The following is a 21,028-nucleotide window of genomic DNA, read 5'->3' on the forward strand; positions in this document are numbered from 1 at the left end:
TGTTCAGGTGGTTGCGGTCGGATCCAGGGTGGAAGCTGGAACCATACTGTCCTCATAAGCTTCTAGGACATCCTTGACGGGGCCAGAGGCTCGAATTTCCCCGCCGTCCAGCCAGATGCCTGTCGCGCAGTTTTCAAGGATGAGCTGGCGGCTATGCGACGCTAGGACTAGAATACCCGCCTTGGAAACAAATTCCTGCATCCGCTCGGTGGCCTTTTTCTTGAATGCCACATCGCCGGCACTAAGCCATTCGTCCAAGATAAGGATTTCCGGATTGAATGACGTCGCGATAGCAAAGGTCAGGCGCATTCTCATGCCCGCAGAATAGGATTCCATGGGCATATTGAGGAAATCGCCGAGTCCGGAAAATTCCGCGATTTCCGCTCGCTTTTCCTCGATCTCCTTTGGGGAATATCCTGACACCAGGCCGCGGAGCGTGATATTACGATGGCCTGAAGCTTCGGGCTGGAGACCGATATTGATGTTGATCAGGCTGGTAATGCGGCCACAGGAAATCAGCTTGCCCTCAGATGGCGAAAGGATACCTGCCAGGATCTGAAGCAGCGTAGTCTTACCCGACCCATTTCGGCCGAGAATCGCAAGCCTGTCACCGGTTTTCAGTTCAAACGAGATATCTGAAAGTGCCCGCACGCCACGCAGCCGCTTGCGCTTGTCCCACAACAGGCGCTCGTCTTGCTCTGACAGGCCCTGTTCGCGAACATTCCCGCGCACCTCAAACGTAACGCCGATATGCTCTGCATGCAGGAACACGCCTTCATCGTCCGCTGCAACGGTCGGATACTGGTGACTGATTTTGCCCTTTTGGACCAGACTAATGTTCACGGATTTTACAACCAGTACGGCAGCCGGCGATGCGCGAATCCGCCCACCACAAGCGCGATCAGAAATAGGGCTACCGATAGGCACAACATGACCAACCAACTACGAGGATCCGCATGTTGGCCGAGGATGGGGGACGAGAAGATTTCCAGTGCATGTGTCATTGGGTTCAGTTCTGCAACCATGCTCCGGAGGCCCGGGGTCGAGTGCTCTTCCCGGACCCACAGGACCGGAGTGGTGAAGAACAGGATACGGGTGATGGATTGAACCAAGTGTTCAATATCCCGGAAGCGGGCCGTAATATAACCTAGGATCATCTGTACGAACACTGCATCTATCAACAACAGAAGAAAGGCTGGGATCGCCTCCCAAGCAAGGGGTGTTAGTCTGTATCCGTACAGGAAGAAGATCACCATCGCGACGGCCATGTTAATGGCGAAAACGAACAATGACCGGGCAATGCTTTTGTAGATGTGGATGGAGTGCGGCAGCGGGACACTGCTGATCCAGGTGCGGGCAACCCGGAACACGGCACACCCATCCGTAATGTTTCCCAAGAGGAAGATGAAGATGGCGAAGTTGATCGCTACGTAAACGGTGAAATGCTGATGCTCGAGGTTAGAAAAGTTTCCAAAAAACAAGGAAATAGAGCCAACGAAGACCAAGTATGAAATGACAATCCAAGCTAGCCCCAGCTTGCTGCGCCGGTAGCGTTGCTGAATCTCGTCCGAGGCGAAGGCCAGCCAGAGGTGAACCCGGCGGGCGCCATCGAACAGGTCGGTCAGAGCAATCAGGGGATTGAAACCGACCGTCTGGGTAACTCTGACGGTTCTGGACATGGACCTCACTCGATTCTTCACACCCCGGGATAGTCGGTAACCTGCGCGACATCTATAGGGAAGCCCATTCCGCACCACCGCTACAACTTCAAGGCTTCAGGCAAACAAGGACTTCAATGTACTCAGCCCGAATCCCGCGTTCAATCTCGTCAATTGCGACCATATGCGTCGACAGTCCACTTTCGTTCCGGACAAATTCAACAATATCATAGCCCCAGTCCATCGTGACGAGAGAGCCCCGATCGTCTATCGGATTGCCGTGATAGGTGGGCTCAGCTATATGCTGGATATTTCCGTCGGCGTCCCGCGCAGCACGCTGTCTGCTTGGTTTGCACTTGTTGACAAGGGGCACAGTCAGTATGTGCATGCCACCAGGCTTCAGGACGCGCGCAATCTCGCGGAAGGCTGCCGCAGGGTCGAAAACATGCTCCATCACGTCCTGCGTGATGAACAGGTCGAACTTCTTGTCCGCGAATGTTAGCGCCTCGAGAGATTCGCACAATTCGCCGCGTTGGCGATGGACCTTCCCGACCGGAACATCGGGGAAATAGTGCGAATAGGAATAGCCAGGACAATTGCGTCCGAGCTTCACTGAAACGCCTCTGCCTCCGGGCGAAGATTCATGTATTTTCTTCCTGCAGTAGTTCGGCATGTACATGTCAATGACGCGCATCAAGGCGCGTTCCCTAGGTACAGAGTTGCACACAGGGCATAGCAGGTGATCACGAAACCACTTGAAATCGGAACGAAAGACGACCGGGCCTTCACAGATGTCGCAATGGCCAGCTTGATGGAAACTGAATTTGGCTGTCATGCAGCTGCGACCGGTTCGCTAGGGCACTGAATTGACGGGAAGACAAGCTGTCCGGTTTCCGTTACCGGTCCGACCGGAACTGACGGGCGCGTAGAGGTGTTGAATGCCAAGAACTGGAATCCTTTCAATTTTGCCGAGCATAGAGGTGAGGTCGCAAGGCTCGTTTGAACGACTGTATCACGTGGTCGGAAAAAACACAGGCAACCTGCTATTCACCAATGCCGTATGGAATCAGATCGAAGGTCCGAAAGAAAGGGTTAGTTTCGATTTTGATCCGGACAAGTTGAACGAACGGCTGAATGCGCTGGTCATCCCGGCTGCCAACTGGTTGAGTCCAACTGTCGATTTTGGGCATATGGCGGGACTAGTCGAGCGCCTCACAATTCCTGTTGTACTGATTGGCCTTGGCGCTCAGGATATCGGCTATTCAGGAGCAATCAATATTCCTGAAGGGACCGCGCGACTGGTCAAGGCTGTGGCGGAGCGATCTATTTCGATATCCGCGCGTGGCGAATACTCAAAACAGATACTGAACAGCTTGGGTGTGCGGAACGTGACTGTTACCGGCTGCCCGTCACTTTATCATGATTTCCGCCGCTTCTCACCGCCGCCTTCCAAGCCTCGCATTCGTGTTGACCGCGGCCTGATCCACTCGACCCGCTACTCGGCGACCTACGTACCGTTCGCGCGGACGGATTCTGTAAACCGGCAGCTGTTTCGTTTCGCATGCTCTAAACAGTTGGACATCCTCTATCAGTCGGAACCGGAAGAGATGGCGTTGCTTGCGGGCTTTACAGTGGCCGAGGATATCGACGATCGAATGCGTGGCCTACTCCGGGAAATCTATGATGCTCGCGACTGGGATTCCCTAGTCAAATATTGGCAGGAACACGGCAAGGTCTATTACGATGTCGGTGCGTGGTCGAACTCGCTGGATGCGTACGATTATGTGCTCGGCACCCGACTGCACGGTACTATCATGGCGCTGAATTCCGGAGTTCCTGCTATGTTGGTCCACCACGATAGCCGAACCCGGGAAATGGCCGAGTTTGCAGCCATACCATCCATTTCCGCGGATCAACTCCGCCTGAATTCCTCGTCCGTTGAGGCCATGTTCCGGAAGGCCGATCTTGATCAATATTACCAGCGACGAGAAGAAAATCGGACGAAGTATAGGACGTTTTTGACCGCTCAGGGGTTTGCGCCGTCTGTTTAGGGATCCGATAAATTGCGCTGAGGCTTGGCGCGTGATGAATTCCGACGAGGTGGCGTCTCATCAGGTGGCGTATTTGTACTCGACGTCTTGGCTGCGGTAACGGGTTCAGTCGCCCACACGGGGCAACTGAACCCGTTACCGCAGATATAGCGAGTGCAGACGCGCCCACCCTGCTCTTGTCAACCGAGGGGCTGTCCAACCACTTTTATAGTTTTCCGGCTGAGAACCTTGCAAAAATTCGAGACCTATTCGGGGACATTCCCATTGAACTCTTCCTTGTCTACCGCGACAAGCGCAAGTGGCTCAAAAGTCTGTGGAACGAAGGGGTCATTTCATTTCCGGGAACGATCGCGCCGTTCGAGGAACATATCGAATTTCCCATCGTGAAGCGACTGGCCAACTGGGAGCGGCTCAAGATCGATCTGATCCAAGGTTTTGGAGCATCCCATGTCGAGGAAGTAGTTCTTGAAGAGAATGGATGGCGGATCCCGCTTCTGAACTACCTCAACGCGACGGGAATCCGGGACCCCGAGAACACCGAAGGCCAGCTCAATGTCTCAGTCGGACCGGATATGATTGAATTTGTTAGGCATGTGAATATGCAAAGGTTGGATACAAATATCCGACTGATGCTTTTCAGCCTGATGCAGCAGCTGTTCAACACATCCAACGTTACTCTGCGAAACGCTGAAAGATGGGGTACACCCACGCCGGCGCAACTCAGGAAAATCGAACAGGGTATCCTGCGCATAGGAACCCTACCTGAGGCTGCTGAAGAGATACGGGCGACGGTTTTGGCAGAAATCGCCAATTTCAAGTAATGCGCCAAAGCGCAAGCACACTTTCCTCAACGTCGCTCCGCTCCCGGACGCGGAGGGAAAGCTACCTTAAGTTTCTTGCTATGGAGGTGGAGACATCGATTCATCAGATCGCTCAAATGACCGATGATCAGAATGCGACCGAGCAGAGCTGTAGCCAATTCGATGCCGAATATCGGCCGAGAACTGATGAGGCCAGCGATTGGCCACCGAGCTTATGCGACGCAGTGTCGTCTCGTGGTCAACATCTTCAAACGATTGGATCTCAAGTTACTTCACTCAGTGTAACTTTCATATACGACTGCCATATGAGCATTTGAAGGACATCGTTTCGAATTCGGCCTTTCATTGAGGAGAATCCGATTAGCTGAACGGCGCGAAAGCACTAGATGGGCGGTGCTTCGGACCGGACTACACCCGGCTGATCCTCCCGCATGATTTTAGCTGTTTGCGGCCGCTGCGACCGAATTGCTGATGTTGGCAGGATTTGCGGACCAGTCCCGATGGGTTTGCTAGGTCGGGGTGTGAGCAGGGGAGGCGCAAACAGTCATTCCACGATCTACGGATGCCCAACTCACATGCCTCGAATATCAAGCGCCGCACATCGCAGAGCAACACTCACATAATTTCAGCCATTTTTGACCCATATGCGGGAACGTGAAATGCAAGCGCGGAACGCAATGAACGAAGGTGCATGACGCCTTCGTTTCTTGCCAGTCCCATGTAAGCAAGATAGGTTAAGGTTATGCGGTATTCGAAGCTGAAGCTCCGCGGTTGTGACCCGATCGTGAATATTCTTCCGCGTATGTTGACGCGGAGTTCCGGACGCGTGAGGAAGTTTGAATTTAGGTGAGTGCTCGGCACTTTTCTTAGATGGATGAGGTGCCTTTGCTTAGGGGCAATGACTTAGGATCAAGTGTTTATGAGTGGTGATTTTCGCCGGATTACAAAGCAAATCGAGAATGGAGTGCCAGGGTTTACTTCGCCAATGGTCCTTGCTTTCTTGTCCGATCTGGTTCTGTGGAAGAAGCCAGACAATGCAATCGAAATTGGCAGCTATATGGGTCGCTCATCCATTTTGATCGCTACCGCGATGATGCAAATCGGCGCAAAGGGGAAGCTCCTTTGTGTCGATCTTTTTGCCGATGAAATAGACGACAACTATGTCAACTATCCAGTCATCAGAGATATGGCCGCGCGGATCGGGACGTGTTGGCAACATTATCTGGATGTTCCGCGCCCGAGTATTTTGCGTGCCTATTTTGACAAGACATTGTCGCGGTTTCCGTATCTCGACGACTACGTCGAACTTTACGAGGGCGCCTCTGAGGAGCTTTGTCTGCCGGCGGCGCGACGATTCCAGTTTGCGTATCTTGACGGCGACCATACGTTCCAGGCGGTTACGATGGACCTCATCAAAACGTTGAAGAATTTGGATCCAGGAGGGGTCGTTGCACTTGACGATTGTTCAGATCAGTTCCCAGGCGTGCAGGCGCTTGTTTCGAGACTTGGAGACCTGCCCGGCGCCACGAAATTAGGCGAACAATTTCCTGACATCGCATTCACTTTTGCCGATCCGGTGGGCAGCGAAGCGATCCTTTCGACGATCGAGCCGGAGGAGTTTGCGGCGGTAGATGGCCAGACAAGCTTCCGCGGTAAGAAACAGCGATAACCGGCCAACTCTTCTGCGCCCGGACTGGGTACTCGCCCAACGGAGCAGACCTTGGCGAAACAGGGTAAGAAATACAATATGGACGAGAAACAACTTTCGGCGCTCGCTGCGCGACCGCTGCTGAAGCCAGGCTTCCGCCAGTCGAGCGTCAAGGGGCACATTCCGACATTCCGGCAGCTGCGAGAGGACCATCACTATACGGGTCCGGTTGACGTTCGCATTCCGGGATGCCCGCCATTCACAATGTATTGTGATGGAGACGACAATGTCGCTCAGACTTTCTTTTTCTATGGTGATGGCGCATACGAAACTTTATCGATGGTCCTGTTTGCCCAATTGGCTCGGCGAACGGGCCACGTCCTTGATATTGGGGGGCACACAGGTGTCTTTGCTTTGTCGGCCGCGAAATCCAATCCGGCATGCAAGGTTCACTATTTTGACATTGTTCCCGCCGTGAAGGAGCGAGCTGCAGTTAACGTCCGAATCTCAGGCCTTCAAAATAGCATACGGATCAATCTGTGCGGCATGTCCTCGAAGTCCGGGGTCATGGACGCACATGTGAACGTAAACCAAGCGCTCTGGACGGGAGCATCGCTCGAAAGCCTGCCGGAGCGGGTTCGTCAGAAAGGCGCACAAGTCGAAAAAGTTTCTGTGACCACAATAGACGAGTACTGGAAGGAAAATCGCCGACCCCAGATTGGTCTCATCAAGATTGATGTGGAAAACCACGAGCTTGAGGTCTTCAAAGGTGGTCACGAGATGTTGTCTGAACAATTACCCTTCATACTCTGTGAGGTGCTGAGTGCGAAACAGTTTGGTGACTTCCAGGATACCTTGTCAGCGCTGGGCTATGGCGCATTTTACGAAATCCGCGATTCCGATTTGACCGTCCACGAAGTAACGGCGAATTTGAAATATCGGAACGGATCGGATTATCAGTTTAAGGAATATCACAATGTCTTGGTGGCCAAACACAAGTTTTCGTCACACTTCTTCGAGGATATCGCGGGCATTCTCAGTTGCTCATCCATCGGGATCGCCAAGCTGAACCCTGCTCGATGACTGACGGCCGGGCCTCAACTCTCTTCGGAAATGCAAACGCAATCATTATAAAACGACGGTGTGGATTCCACATCAAATGGGTCGCCGTAGATTTCGGTGAAGCACGTGTCTGAACGGAAGAGTGAGCGATGCATTTGTTGCACCGGTTCCCCGTTCGAATAGTGACCGAATGACCAGGGCATAAGCAGTTCGTGACGAATTTGGTCGGCGTAGATTTGGTTCGCGTACCAAGTAGACAGTTCGTCGAGTACATGGATGTCATCGACATACGGCTCGCTACTTCGATCATACAGCCCCTGGACGTATTGCCCAATTTTGTAGAAGCCTGAAAAATGGATGAATCCTGCCGGATCGCCATCGATAAGAATGTTCCCAGCTGTATCTCTAGCGATTTTTCTTTGAAATGAGTTCCAGCGCGCGAAATTATGCCGCCCATGCCGCATCACGGCATAGTCGTCGGTATAGCTCGGGACGAATTCTACCCATTTTTGATCTGTAAACAGACCATTTTCGACGTCGGCGGTGCAATAAAATTTCAACCTTTCCCACCACCAGTCAGCAAAACATTTTCCCGTATCTGTGGCGCTGACACCAAAATAGCCGAGATTAAACGTACCAACCTTGAGCGGGTTTCTTTCGTAAAAGACCCACTTGTCGTCGGGCCGCATTTCCGTCTGGTGCGGTGTGACAACAATGGACTTGTTTGAAATCGCTTCCTGAATGTCGGACAGATCATCGAACAGCACGCAGTCAGGGTCAAAGAACATCACCCATTCGGTGTCGGGTCTTGCAAGTAGATTTTTTGCAACCAGCGGCTTCACGGCCGTGGCGAGTTCCATGATGTCATGACGGAAAATCCAAGCCAGATCTCCGATCCCCTCAGACTTAATTAATTCCCTAATGGTATAAGTTTCGTCAAAGCCTTCATCCTGAAGGGACGTTTCGCCGGTCCATTCATCTGTCAGGACAAATACGGTCTTTGCGTCGGGAATATGCTCCCTAACGGATTTCAGAAGCGTCTTGGCGCATGGAAGAAAATTCCGTGCTGCAGTTGTGAAGATATATTTCATGTCAGCCGCCGGTTACCAAAAGTCTGTGAACTACTGGGTTCATTCCGGACGCCCAGAGCTCGGGGAAGCGCTTATAATAGTCCCTGATATCGAACTTTGCCTGAGGATTGATCAGGGCGACGGCGCCGTATCGAACAAAGTGGAGGGCCGGGTCCAGGTCGCCGGTATCTCCAACCTGCTTCTTGTAAAAGTTCTTGTCGAACATTCCCGACCTTCGCACGAGAGAAGCTTGAACCAGATCTGCCTGATGGAAGTACCATCTTTGGCGGACCAGCGACGAAATGAACTCTTCGCCCTGAAGCGACGCGTACTCCGCGAGGTATTGGCTGAGGGGGTGCGTATTGTCGTCCGCATTCGGTGCCGGTTGGTGCGCCGATTGTCTGGATGCTGTGCCGACCTGCTCCACGAATCGCCTAACAAGCGCCCTGATGGGCAAGTCCAGGTTACGCATGACCAATTCATAGCCGGTCTGCATGAATTGGTGGTGCGCTTTCGCGTTCACTTGTGTTATGTCGACTAGGTCGAGGTCAATCGCGCGCATTGTCTTCTCGACGTCTGTCCACGATGCGTGGGGCGCCCCGTCAAAGAGCTGGTTCCGAAGCCGCCAGACATGCCACCATAGTTCGAAAAATGCGGACGTATGCACGAACATTTTGTGATCTGCGAACGTCTCATCGAGCGAGTCGACCTGGCCAACCCACTCAATGATCGAAATTCGAATGGGTTCGAATGATTTCAGCAAATGATGAGTCGCCTGACCGCTGTCTTCGCCCAGACGCCGCCATTTGTATAAGCGAGCAGAAATCTGGCTTATCTTATCACCGTGCAGCATGGCACGTTGATTGAAGATCCGATCTTCACCTAATGCAACATTTTCGGGGTATCGGACATCGCCTGCAAGCACAGACCGTTTTATCAATGTGGCCCATGAGGAGAAGTAGAAAACCGCTGAAGCATGATCACGAAAGCGCACGTTGTGCACTGGTGCAGACCAGGTGTCATCCTTAACATTGGGCTCCAAATCGCCATTTTCCCTGAAGAGCCAGTGCCGACAACGCGTATAGTCTGAACCGGACCTTATCGCTTCGCCAACGAGAACTTCCAGATATTCGGGGAGCAAAATGTCGTCGGAATCAGCAAATGAGATATAGTCGCCATGAGCGGCATCGATTCCCAGATTGCGCGCCTTGGATACGCCTGCCTGCTCACTGAGGGTGATCAGCAGAAACCGCTGATCACCTTCGATCAGTTTTTCGATAAGCTCAACGGAATTGTCGGAGGAATTGTCATCGACAATGATACACCGCCAATTTGTATATGTCTGCATCCTGATTGATTGCAGGCATTCCCCGATATACGCAGCGTTGTTGCGATTCGGAATAACAAAATCGATAATTGGGTTCGCCTTCAACTGCGCTACTCCTTACCTAGTGCGTTCTGGATGAACGCAACAACTGCCGAAGAACCGGTTCGATGCCGAGAATGCGTGCCGGCACCTGGATAGCGTTGACAATCGCATTGCCAACTCTGTACCGGGCGCTTCTCTTCACTGCCTTGACCGTATTCTCGATGTGTCGTTGTGTTTCTTCTGCCAACGGACTCACGGAGGCGTGATCCGATGGTTTCAGTCCGACTAATTCAACTTTCAGGTCAGCCACCTCATTCGAGAGGGCGCGCTTCATCTCCGCCCACTCAATAACACGGTAACCTCCTGGTGCGGTGAAGGCGCGCGGATCGAATTCGGGGCCGAAGACCTCCCTGAAGGCAGTTAAAGTCTCTTCCGATGAGCGAAGGCTTTCAAGCTTTCGAACTAGGCCGGCCATCACTTTTTCCGTATATTGCACCTTTGAGCGCATAACACGCGCTGCTTCGCGGGCCTCTTCTGCCTCGCGAGCCAGTCGGGTCATTGCGAGTCGTGCCGTGTCTCCGCTTGCCGCCCGGGGTTCAAGTTGCTTGATACGATCCGTAAGATGCCGGTTTTGCACATTCTGGTGCTTCCAAACGCGGAAGCTTTTCCCCATGAGAGACGACAGGGGCGTCATGGCCAAAAGGACGGTGCGGACGTTGTGCAGCTCCTTAAGAATTACCTTCGCGTCGGCGCGGCTGATCGCCTTCAGCTTGTGCGCGAGAAGCAGTTCGTAAAGCTTGTTTGCCTGAATAGCCCAGAAAGTCTCAGCGCTTTCAGGCGCGATTATCTTGTCCGATCGGTTCAGCGTGGGGTCAACGAAGCTCTCGACGTATTTTTCGACTTCGAGTTTGGCGAGCTTGCAGTTCAGGTGGCATGCCATCGCATCGAGCGTACCTGCGGGATCCGACAGGACTTCGGAGAACGGCACGACGAAGGGTGAAACTCTATCAGCTCCGTCCAAAGCGGCCACTTCAAGAATGGAGATGTTGTGGGTGATCCAGCTCATTAGGGTTTCATCAAGGTCCGCCCCGGTAATGTGCAGAAGATCGTTGCGGTAGCCAGGTTCGCGGCTGTTCCGTTTCTGCTGGCTCACGGCGCAGGCCATCGGGTCCCTCAGCAATGTGATCTGGTAGAATTCCCGAGTTGGTTCGACTAGACGAAGGGCGTCGCGCCAAACTGGCAGCGTAAGGGAAATTCGCGGATCCTTGATGACCCAGGCGTTCGAGTGCGCGTTGAAATTCTTGAGAATATCACAGGCGGCGACGTACTCATCCATCAGTTTTCGCGTGTGTTGCGGATTGATGATGTCAAATGCCGGTGTGGCCCAGTGTTGGTTAAGGGTTTCAAGGAGGCGGCCATTAAGCTGAACAACTCGCGCATCTTCAAAATAGCCTTTTGGGTTGTCATCATCGCCCGGGATAAGGTGCTCATCGTCGAACCACATGCCGAGGGCCCGCATGGCACCTCCAATCAGCGATGTGCCGGATCGATGAAAGCCTGTAATGACGACCGCTTTGGGGGTGCCGAGTACCGAGGGTCTGCTGATCTTGCGGCGCGCCTTCCCCTTTGGTGCTTTTTCCGCGTCATTGAAGAGAAGGGGGTGCGCCATCGGAGCGTTCGCGCGAACAATTACCTCTGGAAACGGCATGCCGTCCGGCGTCAAGACATGTCCGCGCCAGTCATATTGATCATGTACATGGCATATCACGGGTTGTGAGGCCAAGCTTATTGTCTCATACAGGCCCCTATTTAGATGCAGCGGGAAATTCATTGACCGCGGAAGGTGAGTGACGGTCGTGCCCAAACTCATGCATGAGAATGCAAACGAAAGCTGGTCGACATGCTTTTCATGCGACTCTCCGAGCCGCTTCATGCAGGCCTCATTAGCAAGCATCTCGAGCGCTAGGCGACGCCATTCGGACCTGAACTGCGCAATCATGTTCCCAGGAAGTACATAGAGACCGCCATTTAGGTTGGAAGACAGCGTCGGGAAGCCCTCAATCGTCTGTGCCGAGAAAGATACGTTCTTTATGCCGAGATCCTCTGCAACCGTGCGGATCGTGTCCCAAGACGGGTTGGGGAAGTCGACTGGACAGCCAGCAACCGCCCATTTCAGTTCGGGAATGTGGGGTCTCGGATCTTCGATAAAAGCGAGGTCGGCATCGCACAGGACGACATAGTCATACTCCCTGAGCGCCTCGGTATCGAGTTGGGAAATCTTGTTGCAGTATTTCTGGTCACCGAATTTCGGGACAGCGATGCAATTGACACCGAGAGTTTCCAGCCGATCGCTCAGTCTCGGGTCATCATAGACAATATGCACGAATATGTCGGCTGGTTTGACCCCGGCATTCTCAGTCAGAGTTGCCAGCCAAACATTCAACTGAACGAGGAATTTTGTATGCTCGTCGACGACACAGCTGAAGGCAAATTTCCTAGGCTGCATTGTTTCCCCTTCTCGAACTCATCGTTAAACGACGTTTCGCCCCTTGATTCTCACCGGAGCGCTTCGATCCTGACTGATAAAAAATTTTGACCGACCCTGTGAACCTCCAGAGGGTGTAGGCGATCCGATTGAGCAAAAGCAAGGGCAAAGGAGAGTTATCTGGATTGGACGGAAAACGGCTATAAATTTGTCACTACCTGCCAAGTTCGCCTATATTTCAGGATTGAAAAAATCTCTGGTTGAGTTGCCCAAGTTTTGCCGGACATAACATGTTTCGACCCTGAGGCCTCGGCGATGCAACGATGCGTGAAACGCAGGGAGAAGCTGGCGGAAGGGGCGCAAAAAGAACGGCTATTAGGCGATGCACCGACTAGGTGTGATCTTTCAATAGTTTGTCCATTCGGGCCTGATCGGGGAGATTGATGTTGTGAGACGTCAACTCTACGAAAGGATACCGAATGGACATCCATGAGAATGCCCGAACCACGCCCCATAGTCGAGCCGAGATGGTCCGGCGTCATGGCATTTCGCGCCTGCCGGACACCGAAGGCGGCAAGCCAAAGAAGGTGTTTAAGGCCTATCCCATCGGCTATTTCCATATCGACATTGCCGAGGTGCGCACCAAAGAAGGCAAGCTCTTCATGTTCGTGGCCGTCGCCGGACCTCGAAGGCCGCCTTCGTCCAACTGCGTGAGCGCGCCAACACAAAGACGGCTGTCGCTTTCCTCAACGATCTCGTCGAAGCGATGCCCTATGCGATCCATACCGTCCTGACTGACAATGGCATACAGTTCGCCGAGCTGCCTAGGAACCGGGAGAAGCCGACCGCCCGCTGGCGCGGCCTTCCGTTTGACCGGACGTGCAGCGTGCATGGCATCGAGCACCGCCTGACAAAGCCCAACCACCCCTGGACCAATGGCCAGGTCGAACGCATGAACTGCACCCTGAAGGACGACACCGTCCGTCGCTATCACTATGAAAGCCACGACAGTCTGAGAGCTTACCTTGCCGCCTTCGTCGACGCCTACAACTTCGCGAGGCGGCTGAAGACCCTCAAGGGGCTCACCCCGCTCGAGTTCGTCACCCAGCACTGGACAGACCAACCCAACCGCTTCAAGCTCAATCCAGCCCAGTACTTCCCGGGACTAAACGTCTAGATGCGGCTAATGCGTTTGGTCATGGGGTAAATTGAGCAGATGAAACCGTGGTTGCGCGGAGTACTGCGTATGCAGGCTGTGTCGTTGATTGCTGGGTGGTGTTTCTATAACTAGTAAGATTGCCTCCGAATAAGCATTCGGACGCTCGGTACGCAAAAGCGATTTCGGAGATTGAATGAAGTTCATCGTTACAGGCGGCGCTGGGTTTATCGGGTCGGCTTTGGTGCGGAATCTGGTGTTAGAGCAGGGCGCGGAAGTCGTTGTCGTCGATAAAATGACCTATGCGGCCAACCGGGCCAACATCACCCCGGCCGAGGCAACCGGGGGTTGCCGGTTGATCGTCGAGGACATCTGCAATCAGGCGGCGATGCAAGAGATCGTAGCGCGCGAAACACCGCAGCAAATTCTGCACTTGGCAGCCGAAAGTCATGTCGACCGGTCGATATCCGGGCCGCGCGATTTCATCGAGACCAATGTCATCGGGACCTACAGCATGCTGGAGGCGGCGCGGGCCTACTGGGCGTCCTTGCAGGGAGAGGCGAAGGACACGTTCCGGTTCCTGCATGTATCGACAGACGAGGTGTATGGCTCCCTCGGCGACGACGGCCTGTTTCGGGAAACCACGCCTTATGACCCGTCTTCGCCCTATTCCGCATCAAAGGCCGCGTCTGACCATCTGGCCCATGCCTGGCACCGCACCTACGGTTTGCCCGTTGTCGTGTCGAACTGTTCTAACAATTACGGCCCTTACCATTTTCCCGAGAAACTGATCCCGCTGGTCATTCTCAATGCGCTAGAAGGGAAGCCACTGCCGGTGTACGGAACCGGTGCGAATGTGCGCGACTGGCTCTATGTTGACGACCATGCCCGTGCGCTGTCCCTGATCGCGACGACAGGGCGCGTTGGGCAAACGTATAATGTCGGCGGCCGGAACGAGCGGACGAACCTTCAGGTCGTCGAGGCGATCTGCGACACGCTGGATGCCTTGCGTCCGACCGCTATGCCGAGACGCGACCTGATCACGTTCGTGGCCGATCGGCCCGGGCATGACCAGCGTTATGCTATCGACGCCACGAAGCTCGAAACCGAGCTTGGCTGGCAAGCCCAGGAAACATTTGAAACCGGTCTTCGAAAGACCGTTTCGTGGTATCTCGACAATCCTGACTGGTGGCAGCCACTGAGGAAGTCGGTCTATTCAGGCGAACGGCTCGGCCTTGAAGCGGCCGTCAAAGCGTGATCTGGCAATCGGTCTGAAGCCGGAAAAACCGAACATGCGTGATATCCTGAATATTCTCGTTGCCGGACGCGCTGGACAAGTTGCGCAGGCACTGGCCAACCTGCCGGCGACGTCGGATGTCGCGATCTCAACAATGGGGCGGCCAGAACTGGACATTTGTGATGCGGCGATGGTTGAAGCTGCAGTCGATTCGGTGGCGCCGGATATGATCGTCAATGCGGCTGCATATACAGCGGTTGACCAAGCCGAGTCCGACTCTGCCGCGGCGTTCGCCGTAAATCGCGATGGGGCCGCCAATCTGGCGAGAGCCGCAGCGGCACGTCGTATCCCGATCCTCCACCTTTCGACGGACTATGTTTTCGACGGAACGAAGAAGTCACCCTATGAGGAAATTGACCCGGTCGCGCCGCTCGGCGTGTATGGTGCCTCCAAGCTCGCTGGCGAACAGGAGGTCGCGGCTGCGAATGCAGCACATGTCATCCTGCGGACGGCATGGGTTTACAGCCCGGTCGGGAAGAACTTCCTGAAAACCATGCTGCGGGTGGCGGACGGCCGGGAAGAACTTGGCGTTGTGGACGATCAGGTCGGCAATCCGACCAGCGCGGATGACATCGCTTTGGGACTGGTCGCCGTCGCCCGGAGAATCGCCGATGACCAAAACTGGACGCCGGGCGTCTATCACATGACGGGCGCTGGTGAGGCGAGCTGGGCTGATTTCGCTGCGTTCATTTTCGAAGCCAGCGACGCGCTAGGCGGGCCCACGGCACGTGTGAGACGGATCACGTCTGCAGACTACCCGACGCCGGTCAAGCGCCCTGCTAATTCCCGTCTTGATTGCAGCCGCCTGTCTGCAGCATTCGGGGTGACATTGCCTGCGTGGCAGGGCAGTACGCGGACCTGTGTGAAAGAACTCATCGGAACAAGAGGTTGGAATTCATGAAGGGTATAATCCTGGCAGGCGGCAAGGGCACCCGGCTGCACCCGATTACACGCGGCGTCTCGAAACAATTGCTGCCTGTCTATGACAAGCCAATGATCTATCATCCCGTCACCACGCTGATGCTGGCGGGGATCCGTGACATCCTGATCATCTCCATGCCCGACGCGCTGCCGACCTATCGGCAGCTGCTCGGTGACGGAAGTGCGTGGGGCATGAATTTCGCCTATGCCCAACAGCCTGAGCCGCGCGGGCTGGCCGAAGCCTTCCTCATCGGGTCTGATTTTGTGGCTGGCCAGCCTAGTGCGCTCGCGCTTGGCGACAACATGTTCTACGGCTCGGGTCTTGGCAACGAACTGACCAAGGCTGGCCAGATTACGAGCGGCGCTGAAGTGTTTGCCTGTCAGGTTAACAATCCAGCCGAATTCGGCATTGTCGAGATTGATGATGATGGCAAGGCGCTGTCGATTGAAGAAAAGCCGAAGGACCCGAAGAGCAACTGGGCTGTCACAGGGCTCTATTTCTACGACAAGGACGTTGTCGATATTGCCCGGGAGGTCAAGCCATCGGCACGTGGTGAGCTTGAGATCACGACGGTCAACGAAGCCTACCTCGAGCGCGGGGACCTGAAAGTCCATCGCCTCGCGCGAGGAACGGCCTGGCTCGATGCGGGCACGTTTGACGGCCTTATCCAGGCTTCGCAATTCGTGCAGACGGTGGAAAAACGCCAGGGAATGAAGATTGCCTGTCCTGAAGAAGTGGCGTGGCGCATGGGCTTCATCGATGATGCCCACCTCGAAAAGCTGGCATCTGAATATCGCAACGAATATGGCACCTATCTCAGCGGGTTGCTAACCCACTGGGGCTGAGCGTCAGTGCTTCCTGAATTCGCGTACGTGTGCCTTTCGCTGACTCATGCGCAAGGGATTCCACGCCATGGCGCGGGCAAGCGCCCAGAGTGATACAGTGCGCGGCGGACTGTTTTTTTGGCGCAATTGCAACGCCGACAGGCCGCGTACGCCATCCCGCATGCCTAGCCAGGTCTGCCGTACGCGGCCGGTCATCACGCCGCGCACCAGGATATAGGCCGATAGCAATACATGGCCGGGCAGCGTCAGCCAGAACAGCGGGGCAGGCATGTTCTTGGCATAGGTCCACACCCGGTTGCGGGCGCCATGATAGGTGGCAAAGTCGCTGACACGTCCTGACAGGCCGCCGCCGACATGATGGATGACGGCCTCTGGAAGGAACACACAGGTCTCGCCCGCCAGCCGCAGCCGGAAGCCGAGATCGACGTCCTCGCAGAAGCAAAAGAATGACTCGTCGAACCCGCCATGTGCGAGGAACAGCTGCCTGTCGAACACGGCTCCCGCCCCGCATGGACTGAAGCATTCCCCTTCGCCGGGCAACTCGGATGCCGGGCGTCCAAAGCCGCCACGCCACGGAATGCCGAGGATCAGATAGGCATCGCCAACGCCGTCAAGTCGCGATGGATCCATCAGGTCGAACTGGGCCGAGGCGAACATGCGCGTGCCAGGATGGCGTTGCTGCCCTTCGGCGATTTTCTGCAGCCAGTCAGGCCGTGCTGCAGCATCGGGGTTCAACAGGGCGAGCCAGGTTCCGCCGGCACGGGCCGCGCCGAGATTGTTGCCGCGGGCAAACCCGTGATTCTCAGTTTCGGCCATCAGGGTGAAGGCGGGCAGGCCGCTCGTGTCCAGATTATCAATCGAGCCGTCAGAAGAGGCATTGTCGACGAGGATGACCTCGAAATCACGTCGTGTCTGCGCTGCCAGAGAGGTCAGCGCGCCCTGCACAAAGGGACCGCCATTATAGTTGACGATGATGACGGAAAAGGTCGGAGCCTGCGTAGTCAGTTGAATCTCCACCTATAGTCCCCGATAGGGGCATAGGGCCTCAGTGTGGCGCAATGCAACAGGTATCGGCACAGGGTGAACGGAGAATTTAGTAACAAATGAAACTTTTTTTGCGGCTGGATGGTTCAATCCACTGCGGAAAGAGCGCATAATTGCGTTTCTGGCGAGATTCCCGTTGCGCCAGAGCCAGTTTGCGGAAGCGGCCCATGAACAACAGCACACAAACGCCCCCGAAGAATCGTTATGCGACTGCGCCTCGCGCGGCGGATTTCACGATCGACCAGGACTGGGGCTCCTATACAGCGGCCGAGCATGACCGGTGGGACAGGCTGTTCCGCCGCCAGCGCGAGGTGACACGTGGCCGGGCATGCCAGGCGGTCCTTGATGCAATGACGGCGCTGGAGCTGTCTGCATCCGGCATTCCCGACATGGCCCAGCTGTCAGACCGGCTGGAGCCGCTGACGGGATGGCGCATCGTGCCGGTTGCAGAGCTGGTGCCGGATGACGTGTTCTTCAATCACCTCGCCAACCGGCGGTTCCCGGCAGGCGCCTTCATCCGGCCTGAGGCAGAATTCGACTATTTGCAGGAACCGGATATCTTTCACGACATATTCGGCCATGTGCCGATGCTGGCCAATCCTATCTTTGCCGACTTCATGGAAGCCTATGGCAAGGGCGGGCAGCGGGCGATGGATCTGGGTCAGCTGCACAACCTGGCGCGCCTGTACTGGTACACGGTTGAATTCGGCCTGATTCGCGAAGGCGGGGCCTTGCGCATTTACGGGGCCGGCATCCTGTCCAGCCCGAACGAGACCGTGTTCGCTCTGGAAGGTGAAAGCCCGAACCGGATCGGGTTCGACCTGCAGCGTATCATGCGGACAAAATACATCATTGATGATTTCCAGCAGACCTATTTCGTGATCGACAGTTTCGAAGCCTTGCTGGAGGCCTGCTACAAGGACTTCGGAAACGTCTATGCCGAGGTCAGGGGAAAGCCCGATTACGAAGCCCACCAGGTTGCGCCGGGTGATGAGGTCCTCAACCGGGGCACGCTGGCCTATTTCGAGAAGCGAAAAGCCGGCCTATTGACCCCTTCGGAAAAAGCCCGCACGTCGACATAATGCATTATGTCCCTCGTATTCTCGTCACCGGCGGCGCTGGTTTCATCGGTTCATTCCTGTGCGAGCGCCTGCTCGAGACCGGGGCCGAAGTCCTCTGTGTCGACAATTTCTTCACCGGCCGGCGGACGAATGTCGCCCACCTGCTCGACAATCCGAAATTCGAGGTGATGCGTCATGACGTGACGTTCCCGCTCTTTGTGGAAGTTGACCAGATCTATAATCTCGCCTGCCCGGCAAGCCCGATCCATTACCAGTTCGACCCTGTCCAGACGACCAAGACCAGTGTGCACGGGGCCATCAACATGCTGGGTCTCGCCAAGCGCACCCGCGCGCGCATCCTGCAGGCGTCAACGTCGGAAGTGTATGGCGATCCGGTGATCCACCCGCAGACCGAGGACTACTGGGGCAATGTGAACCCGATCGGTCCGCGCAGCTGTTACGACGAAGGCAAGCGGTGCGCCGAGACCCTGTTTTTCGACTATCACCGCCAGCACAAGGTCGAAATCAAGGTGGCGCGTATATTCAACACCTATGGCCCGCGCATGCATCCGAATGACGGACGGGTTGTATCAAACTTCATCGTGCAGGCCCTGAAAGGCGAAGACATCACGCTTTACGGCGATGGCAACCAGACGCGCAGCTTCTGCTATGTGTCCGATCTCGTGACGGGACTGGTATCGCTGATGGGGACGGGTCCTGAATTTACCGGACCGGTGAATATCGGCAATCCGGGCGAGTTCACCATCCGCCAGCTGGCCGAGCGGGTGATCGACCTGACGGGGTCTAAGTCGAAACTGGTCCATCGCCCCTTGCCGCAGGATGACCCAAGACAGCGCCAGCCCGACATCACGCTGGCCCGTGACAAGCTCGGCTGGGAACCGACGGTCAGGCTTGATGACGGCCTGAAGCCGACGATTGCCTATTTCGAGGAAGAGATCCGGGTGATGGGCTGAGGCCCCGCATGTCCAGTGGGCCCGGCAGGACTCGAACCTGCGACCAAACCGTTATGAGCGGTCCGCTCTAACCAACTGAGCTACAGGCCCACTGACCCTCCCGTTTACGCATGCCAACCCCCTGTGGCAATGGCGCATTTCACGCGTTCTGGTCATGAATTTGCATTGAAGCGGGGGATACAGCTAGTGAAGCGCCAGACGTGGCTGAAAGCGTATTGTATCGACAATTGGCGTCTGCAAGGATGAGTTCATGAAGCATGTACTGGTGACGGGTGGGGCAGGCTATATCGGTACGCATACATGCGTGGAACTGCTGTCGCGCGGCTATTCGCCCATTGTCGTGGACAGTTTCGTCAATAGCAGCCCGGCTTCGCTCGACCGGGTGCGGCGCCTGACCAATCATGACCTGCCCTCTTATGAAGCCGACATACGCGATACGGCGCGAATCACCGAAATCCTGGCAAAGCATGAATGCGAATCGGTGATCCATTTTGCCGGCCTGAAAGCGGTGGGTGAGTCCGTCGCCCGGCCGCTCGACTATTACAGCGCCAATGTGATGGGCTCGCACAGCCTCCTGACGGCCATGCTGGAAGCAGGTACAAAGCGTTTCGTGTTCAGCTCCAGCGCAACGGTCTATGGCGAACCGGTCTTCCTGCCCTATACCGAAGACCACCCGCTGAGCCCGACCAGTCCATATGGCCAGACCAAGCTGGCAGTCGAGCAGATGCTGAATGACCTTGTGGCGTCCGGTGGCATGACGGACGTGGCGATCCTGCGCTATTTCAATCCGATTGGCGCACATGCCAGCGGCGAGATCGGCGAGGACCCGCACGGCGTGCCCAACAATCTGATGCCCTATGTGGCGCAGGTGGCCGTCGGCCGCCGGCCCATGCTGAACGTGTTCGGTAATGACTATGATACGCCCGACGGCACAGGCGTGCGCGATTATCTTCACGTGGTCGACCTGGCGCGTGCCCATGTGCTGGCGCTGGAGCGGTTTGAGCGCGAGCCGGGTCCAGTCACCGTGAACCTCGGCACAGGGCATGGCACATCGGTGCTGGAACTGGTTCAGGCATTCGAAACGGCCAGCGGACGCAAGGTGGCGATCAATATTGCGCCGCGGCGCAGTGGTGACATCGCCGCCTTCTGGGCCGATCCGCGCCAGGCCGAAAGCCTTCTCGGCTGGCGGGCCGAGCATGGTCTGGACGATATGTGCCGCGACCAGTGGGCCTGGCAGAGCCGGAACCCGAACGGCTTCGATCCGGCCTGAGCCGGACAGCAAAATTTCATTCAGCGTGCAACCTTTGCCGTCTTGGTGCCTTAATCCTTTGGGACACAAGGCTTTTAACCGAAATGGATCTTTTGAACATGTTGAAACAAAAATCACTGATCGTTGCGGTGGGTGCCTGCATGCTTGCGCTGGCGCCAGCCGCCTGTGCGCAAATGCCGACGACGGCGAAGACGGCCTCGATGGCGCAGATGGAGCACCCCGCGATGAATCACAATTCGATCCAGCCCGAGACGACGCTCGACATCTCCGCTGAAGGCGAAGTCATGCGCGCGCC

The 21,028-nt window shown here is 55.6% G+C and carries 18 protein-coding genes, 1 tRNA gene and 1 pseudogene; 12 read left to right on the forward strand and 8 right to left on the reverse strand.

Annotated features, from left to right (window positions below; all coding sequences use genetic code 11):
• Positions 1-3: 3 nt before the first annotated feature.
• The 3 genes from VR74_RS10630 to VR74_RS10640 all read right to left on the reverse strand — a co-directional run bounded on the left by VR74_RS10630 (position 4) and on the right by VR74_RS10640 (position 2,271).
• Complete coding sequence (locus tag VR74_RS10630) at positions 4-843, reverse strand: ABC transporter ATP-binding protein (RefSeq protein ID WP_299950169.1); 840 nt, start codon at positions 841-843, stop codon at positions 4-6.
• A 5-nt stretch (positions 844-848) separates the two neighbouring features.
• Positions 849-1,679: an ABC transporter permease gene (locus VR74_RS10635; protein ID WP_045696617.1), complete on the reverse strand. Its 831-nt coding sequence runs from the start codon at positions 1,677-1,679 to the stop codon at positions 849-851.
• 88 nt (positions 1,680-1,767) lie between these two features.
• Positions 1,768-2,271 (reverse strand): class I SAM-dependent methyltransferase, encoded by a 504-nt coding sequence (locus tag VR74_RS10640; protein WP_299950171.1) that lies wholly within the window; start codon positions 2,269-2,271, stop codon positions 1,768-1,770.
• Positions 2,272-2,596: 325 nt separating this feature from the next.
• On the opposite strand from VR74_RS10640, the gene VR74_RS10645 reads away from it, so the two are divergent.
• The 4 genes from VR74_RS10645 (at position 2,597) to VR74_RS10660 (ending at position 7,261) form a co-directional block, all read left to right on the forward strand.
• Positions 2,597-3,709: a polysaccharide pyruvyl transferase family protein gene (locus tag VR74_RS10645; protein WP_299950173.1), complete on the forward strand. Its 1,113-nt coding sequence runs from the start codon at positions 2,597-2,599 to the stop codon at positions 3,707-3,709.
• Positions 3,710-3,885: 176 nt separating this feature from the next.
• A complete protein-coding gene (locus VR74_RS10650; RefSeq protein ID WP_045696620.1) occupies positions 3,886-4,530 on the forward strand; it encodes a hypothetical protein in 645 nt (214 codons plus the stop codon).
• A gap of 919 nt (positions 4,531-5,449) precedes the next feature.
• Positions 5,450-6,199, forward strand: a complete 750-nt coding sequence (locus tag VR74_RS10655; protein ID WP_299950175.1) for a class I SAM-dependent methyltransferase — start codon at positions 5,450-5,452, stop codon at positions 6,197-6,199.
• 78 nt (positions 6,200-6,277) lie between these two features.
• The gene (locus tag VR74_RS10660; RefSeq protein WP_045696623.1) at positions 6,278-7,261 is read left to right on the forward strand and encodes an FkbM family methyltransferase; all 984 of its coding nucleotides are present in this window, start codon (positions 6,278-6,280) and stop codon (positions 7,259-7,261) included.
• 14 nt (positions 7,262-7,275) lie between these two features.
• On the opposite strand, the gene VR74_RS10665 is transcribed toward VR74_RS10660, so the two are convergent.
• The 3 genes from VR74_RS10665 to VR74_RS10675 are packed head-to-tail and all read right to left on the reverse strand — an operon-like array spanning position 7,276 to position 12,185.
• Positions 7,276-8,331, reverse strand: coding sequence for a hypothetical protein (locus tag VR74_RS10665; RefSeq protein ID WP_045696625.1), 1,056 nt, complete (start codon positions 8,329-8,331; stop codon positions 7,276-7,278).
• A 1-nt stretch (position 8,332) separates the two neighbouring features.
• Positions 8,333-9,742: a glycosyltransferase family 2 protein gene (locus tag VR74_RS20885; RefSeq protein WP_299950177.1), complete on the reverse strand. Its 1,410-nt coding sequence runs from the start codon at positions 9,740-9,742 to the stop codon at positions 8,333-8,335.
• Positions 9,743-9,758: 16 nt separating this feature from the next.
• Positions 9,759-12,185 (reverse strand): sulfotransferase family protein, encoded by a 2,427-nt coding sequence (locus VR74_RS10675; protein WP_045696627.1) that lies wholly within the window; start codon positions 12,183-12,185, stop codon positions 9,759-9,761.
• A 482-nt stretch (positions 12,186-12,667) separates the two neighbouring features.
• Between VR74_RS10675 and VR74_RS10680 the strand changes: the two are divergent.
• From VR74_RS10680 to rfbA, 4 genes and pseudogenes are all read left to right on the forward strand, one after another.
• A pseudogene (locus VR74_RS10680) lies at positions 12,668-13,341 on the forward strand (integrase core domain-containing protein); the annotation flags it as partial.
• Between the two features lie 175 nt (positions 13,342-13,516).
• Positions 13,517-14,578, forward strand: coding sequence for a dTDP-glucose 4,6-dehydratase (rfbB, locus tag VR74_RS10685; RefSeq protein WP_045696629.1), 1,062 nt, complete (start codon positions 13,517-13,519; stop codon positions 14,576-14,578).
• A 34-nt stretch (positions 14,579-14,612) separates the two neighbouring features.
• Complete coding sequence (rfbD, locus tag VR74_RS10690; RefSeq protein WP_299950178.1) at positions 14,613-15,518, forward strand: dTDP-4-dehydrorhamnose reductase; 906 nt, start codon at positions 14,613-14,615, stop codon at positions 15,516-15,518.
• A complete protein-coding gene (gene rfbA / locus VR74_RS10695) occupies positions 15,515-16,384 on the forward strand; it encodes a glucose-1-phosphate thymidylyltransferase RfbA (protein WP_045696631.1) in 870 nt (289 codons plus the stop codon). Before rfbD ends, rfbA begins: the two co-directional genes overlap by 4 nt.
• Before the next feature lie 3 nt (positions 16,385-16,387).
• Here rfbA and VR74_RS10700 read toward each other — a convergent pair whose 3' ends face one another.
• Positions 16,388-17,401, reverse strand: coding sequence for a glycosyltransferase family 2 protein (locus VR74_RS10700; RefSeq protein WP_045696633.1), 1,014 nt, complete (start codon positions 17,399-17,401; stop codon positions 16,388-16,390).
• 194 nt (positions 17,402-17,595) lie between these two features.
• Between VR74_RS10700 and phhA the strand changes: the two genes are divergently transcribed.
• Together phhA and VR74_RS10710 are read left to right on the forward strand one after the other, a co-directional pair.
• The gene (phhA, locus tag VR74_RS10705; protein ID WP_045696634.1) at positions 17,596-18,510 is read left to right on the forward strand and encodes a phenylalanine 4-monooxygenase; all 915 of its coding nucleotides are present in this window, start codon (positions 17,596-17,598) and stop codon (positions 18,508-18,510) included.
• Positions 18,510-19,463, forward strand: a complete 954-nt coding sequence (locus VR74_RS10710) for a UDP-glucuronic acid decarboxylase family protein (RefSeq protein ID WP_045696636.1) — start codon at positions 18,510-18,512, stop codon at positions 19,461-19,463. The genes phhA and VR74_RS10710 overlap by 1 nt, the downstream gene beginning before the upstream one ends.
• Before the next feature lie 16 nt (positions 19,464-19,479).
• Here the strand turns inward: VR74_RS10710 and VR74_RS10715 are convergent.
• A tRNA-Ile gene (locus VR74_RS10715) sits at positions 19,480-19,553 on the reverse strand.
• 160 nt (positions 19,554-19,713) lie between these two features.
• On the opposite strand from VR74_RS10715, the gene galE reads away from it, so the two are divergent.
• Positions 19,714-20,733 (forward strand): UDP-glucose 4-epimerase GalE, encoded by a 1,020-nt coding sequence (gene galE, locus VR74_RS10720; RefSeq protein WP_045696638.1) that lies wholly within the window; start codon positions 19,714-19,716, stop codon positions 20,731-20,733.
• A 98-nt stretch (positions 20,734-20,831) separates the two neighbouring features.
• Positions 20,832-21,028 (forward strand): hypothetical protein (locus VR74_RS10725; RefSeq protein ID WP_299950180.1); only part of this gene is annotated, 197 nt, incomplete at its 3' end.

Origin of the sequence: Hyphomonas sp. BRH_c22, from assembly GCF_000961795.1 — a bacterium.
Classification (GTDB): Bacteria; Pseudomonadota; Alphaproteobacteria; order Caulobacterales; family Hyphomonadaceae; genus Hyphomonas.

Coding starts and splice junctions, on each gene's coding strand:
- VR74_RS10645 (WP_299950173.1), top strand. CDS start 2,597: ATGCCAAGAACTGGAATCCTTTCAATTTTGCCGAGCATAGAGGTGAGG.
- rfbD (WP_299950178.1), top strand. CDS start 14,613: ATGCGTGATATCCTGAATATTCTCGTTGCCGGACGCGCTGGACAAGTT.
- VR74_RS10655 (WP_299950175.1), top strand. CDS start 5,450: ATGAGTGGTGATTTTCGCCGGATTACAAAGCAAATCGAGAATGGAGTG.
- VR74_RS10675 (WP_045696627.1), bottom strand. CDS start 12,185: ATGCAGCCTAGGAAATTTGCCTTCAGCTGTGTCGTCGACGAGCATACA.
- VR74_RS10665 (WP_045696625.1), bottom strand. CDS start 8,331: ATGAAATATATCTTCACAACTGCAGCACGGAATTTTCTTCCATGCGCC.
- rfbB (WP_045696629.1), top strand. CDS start 13,517: ATGAAGTTCATCGTTACAGGCGGCGCTGGGTTTATCGGGTCGGCTTTG.
- VR74_RS10660 (WP_045696623.1), top strand. CDS start 6,278: ATGGACGAGAAACAACTTTCGGCGCTCGCTGCGCGACCGCTGCTGAAG.
- rfbA (WP_045696631.1), top strand. CDS start 15,515: ATGAAGGGTATAATCCTGGCAGGCGGCAAGGGCACCCGGCTGCACCCG.
- phhA (WP_045696634.1), top strand. CDS start 17,596: ATGAACAACAGCACACAAACGCCCCCGAAGAATCGTTATGCGACTGCG.
- VR74_RS10710 (WP_045696636.1), top strand. CDS start 18,510: ATGCATTATGTCCCTCGTATTCTCGTCACCGGCGGCGCTGGTTTCATC.
- galE (WP_045696638.1), top strand. CDS start 19,714: ATGAAGCATGTACTGGTGACGGGTGGGGCAGGCTATATCGGTACGCAT.
- VR74_RS10635 (WP_045696617.1), bottom strand. CDS start 1,679: ATGTCCAGAACCGTCAGAGTTACCCAGACGGTCGGTTTCAATCCCCTG.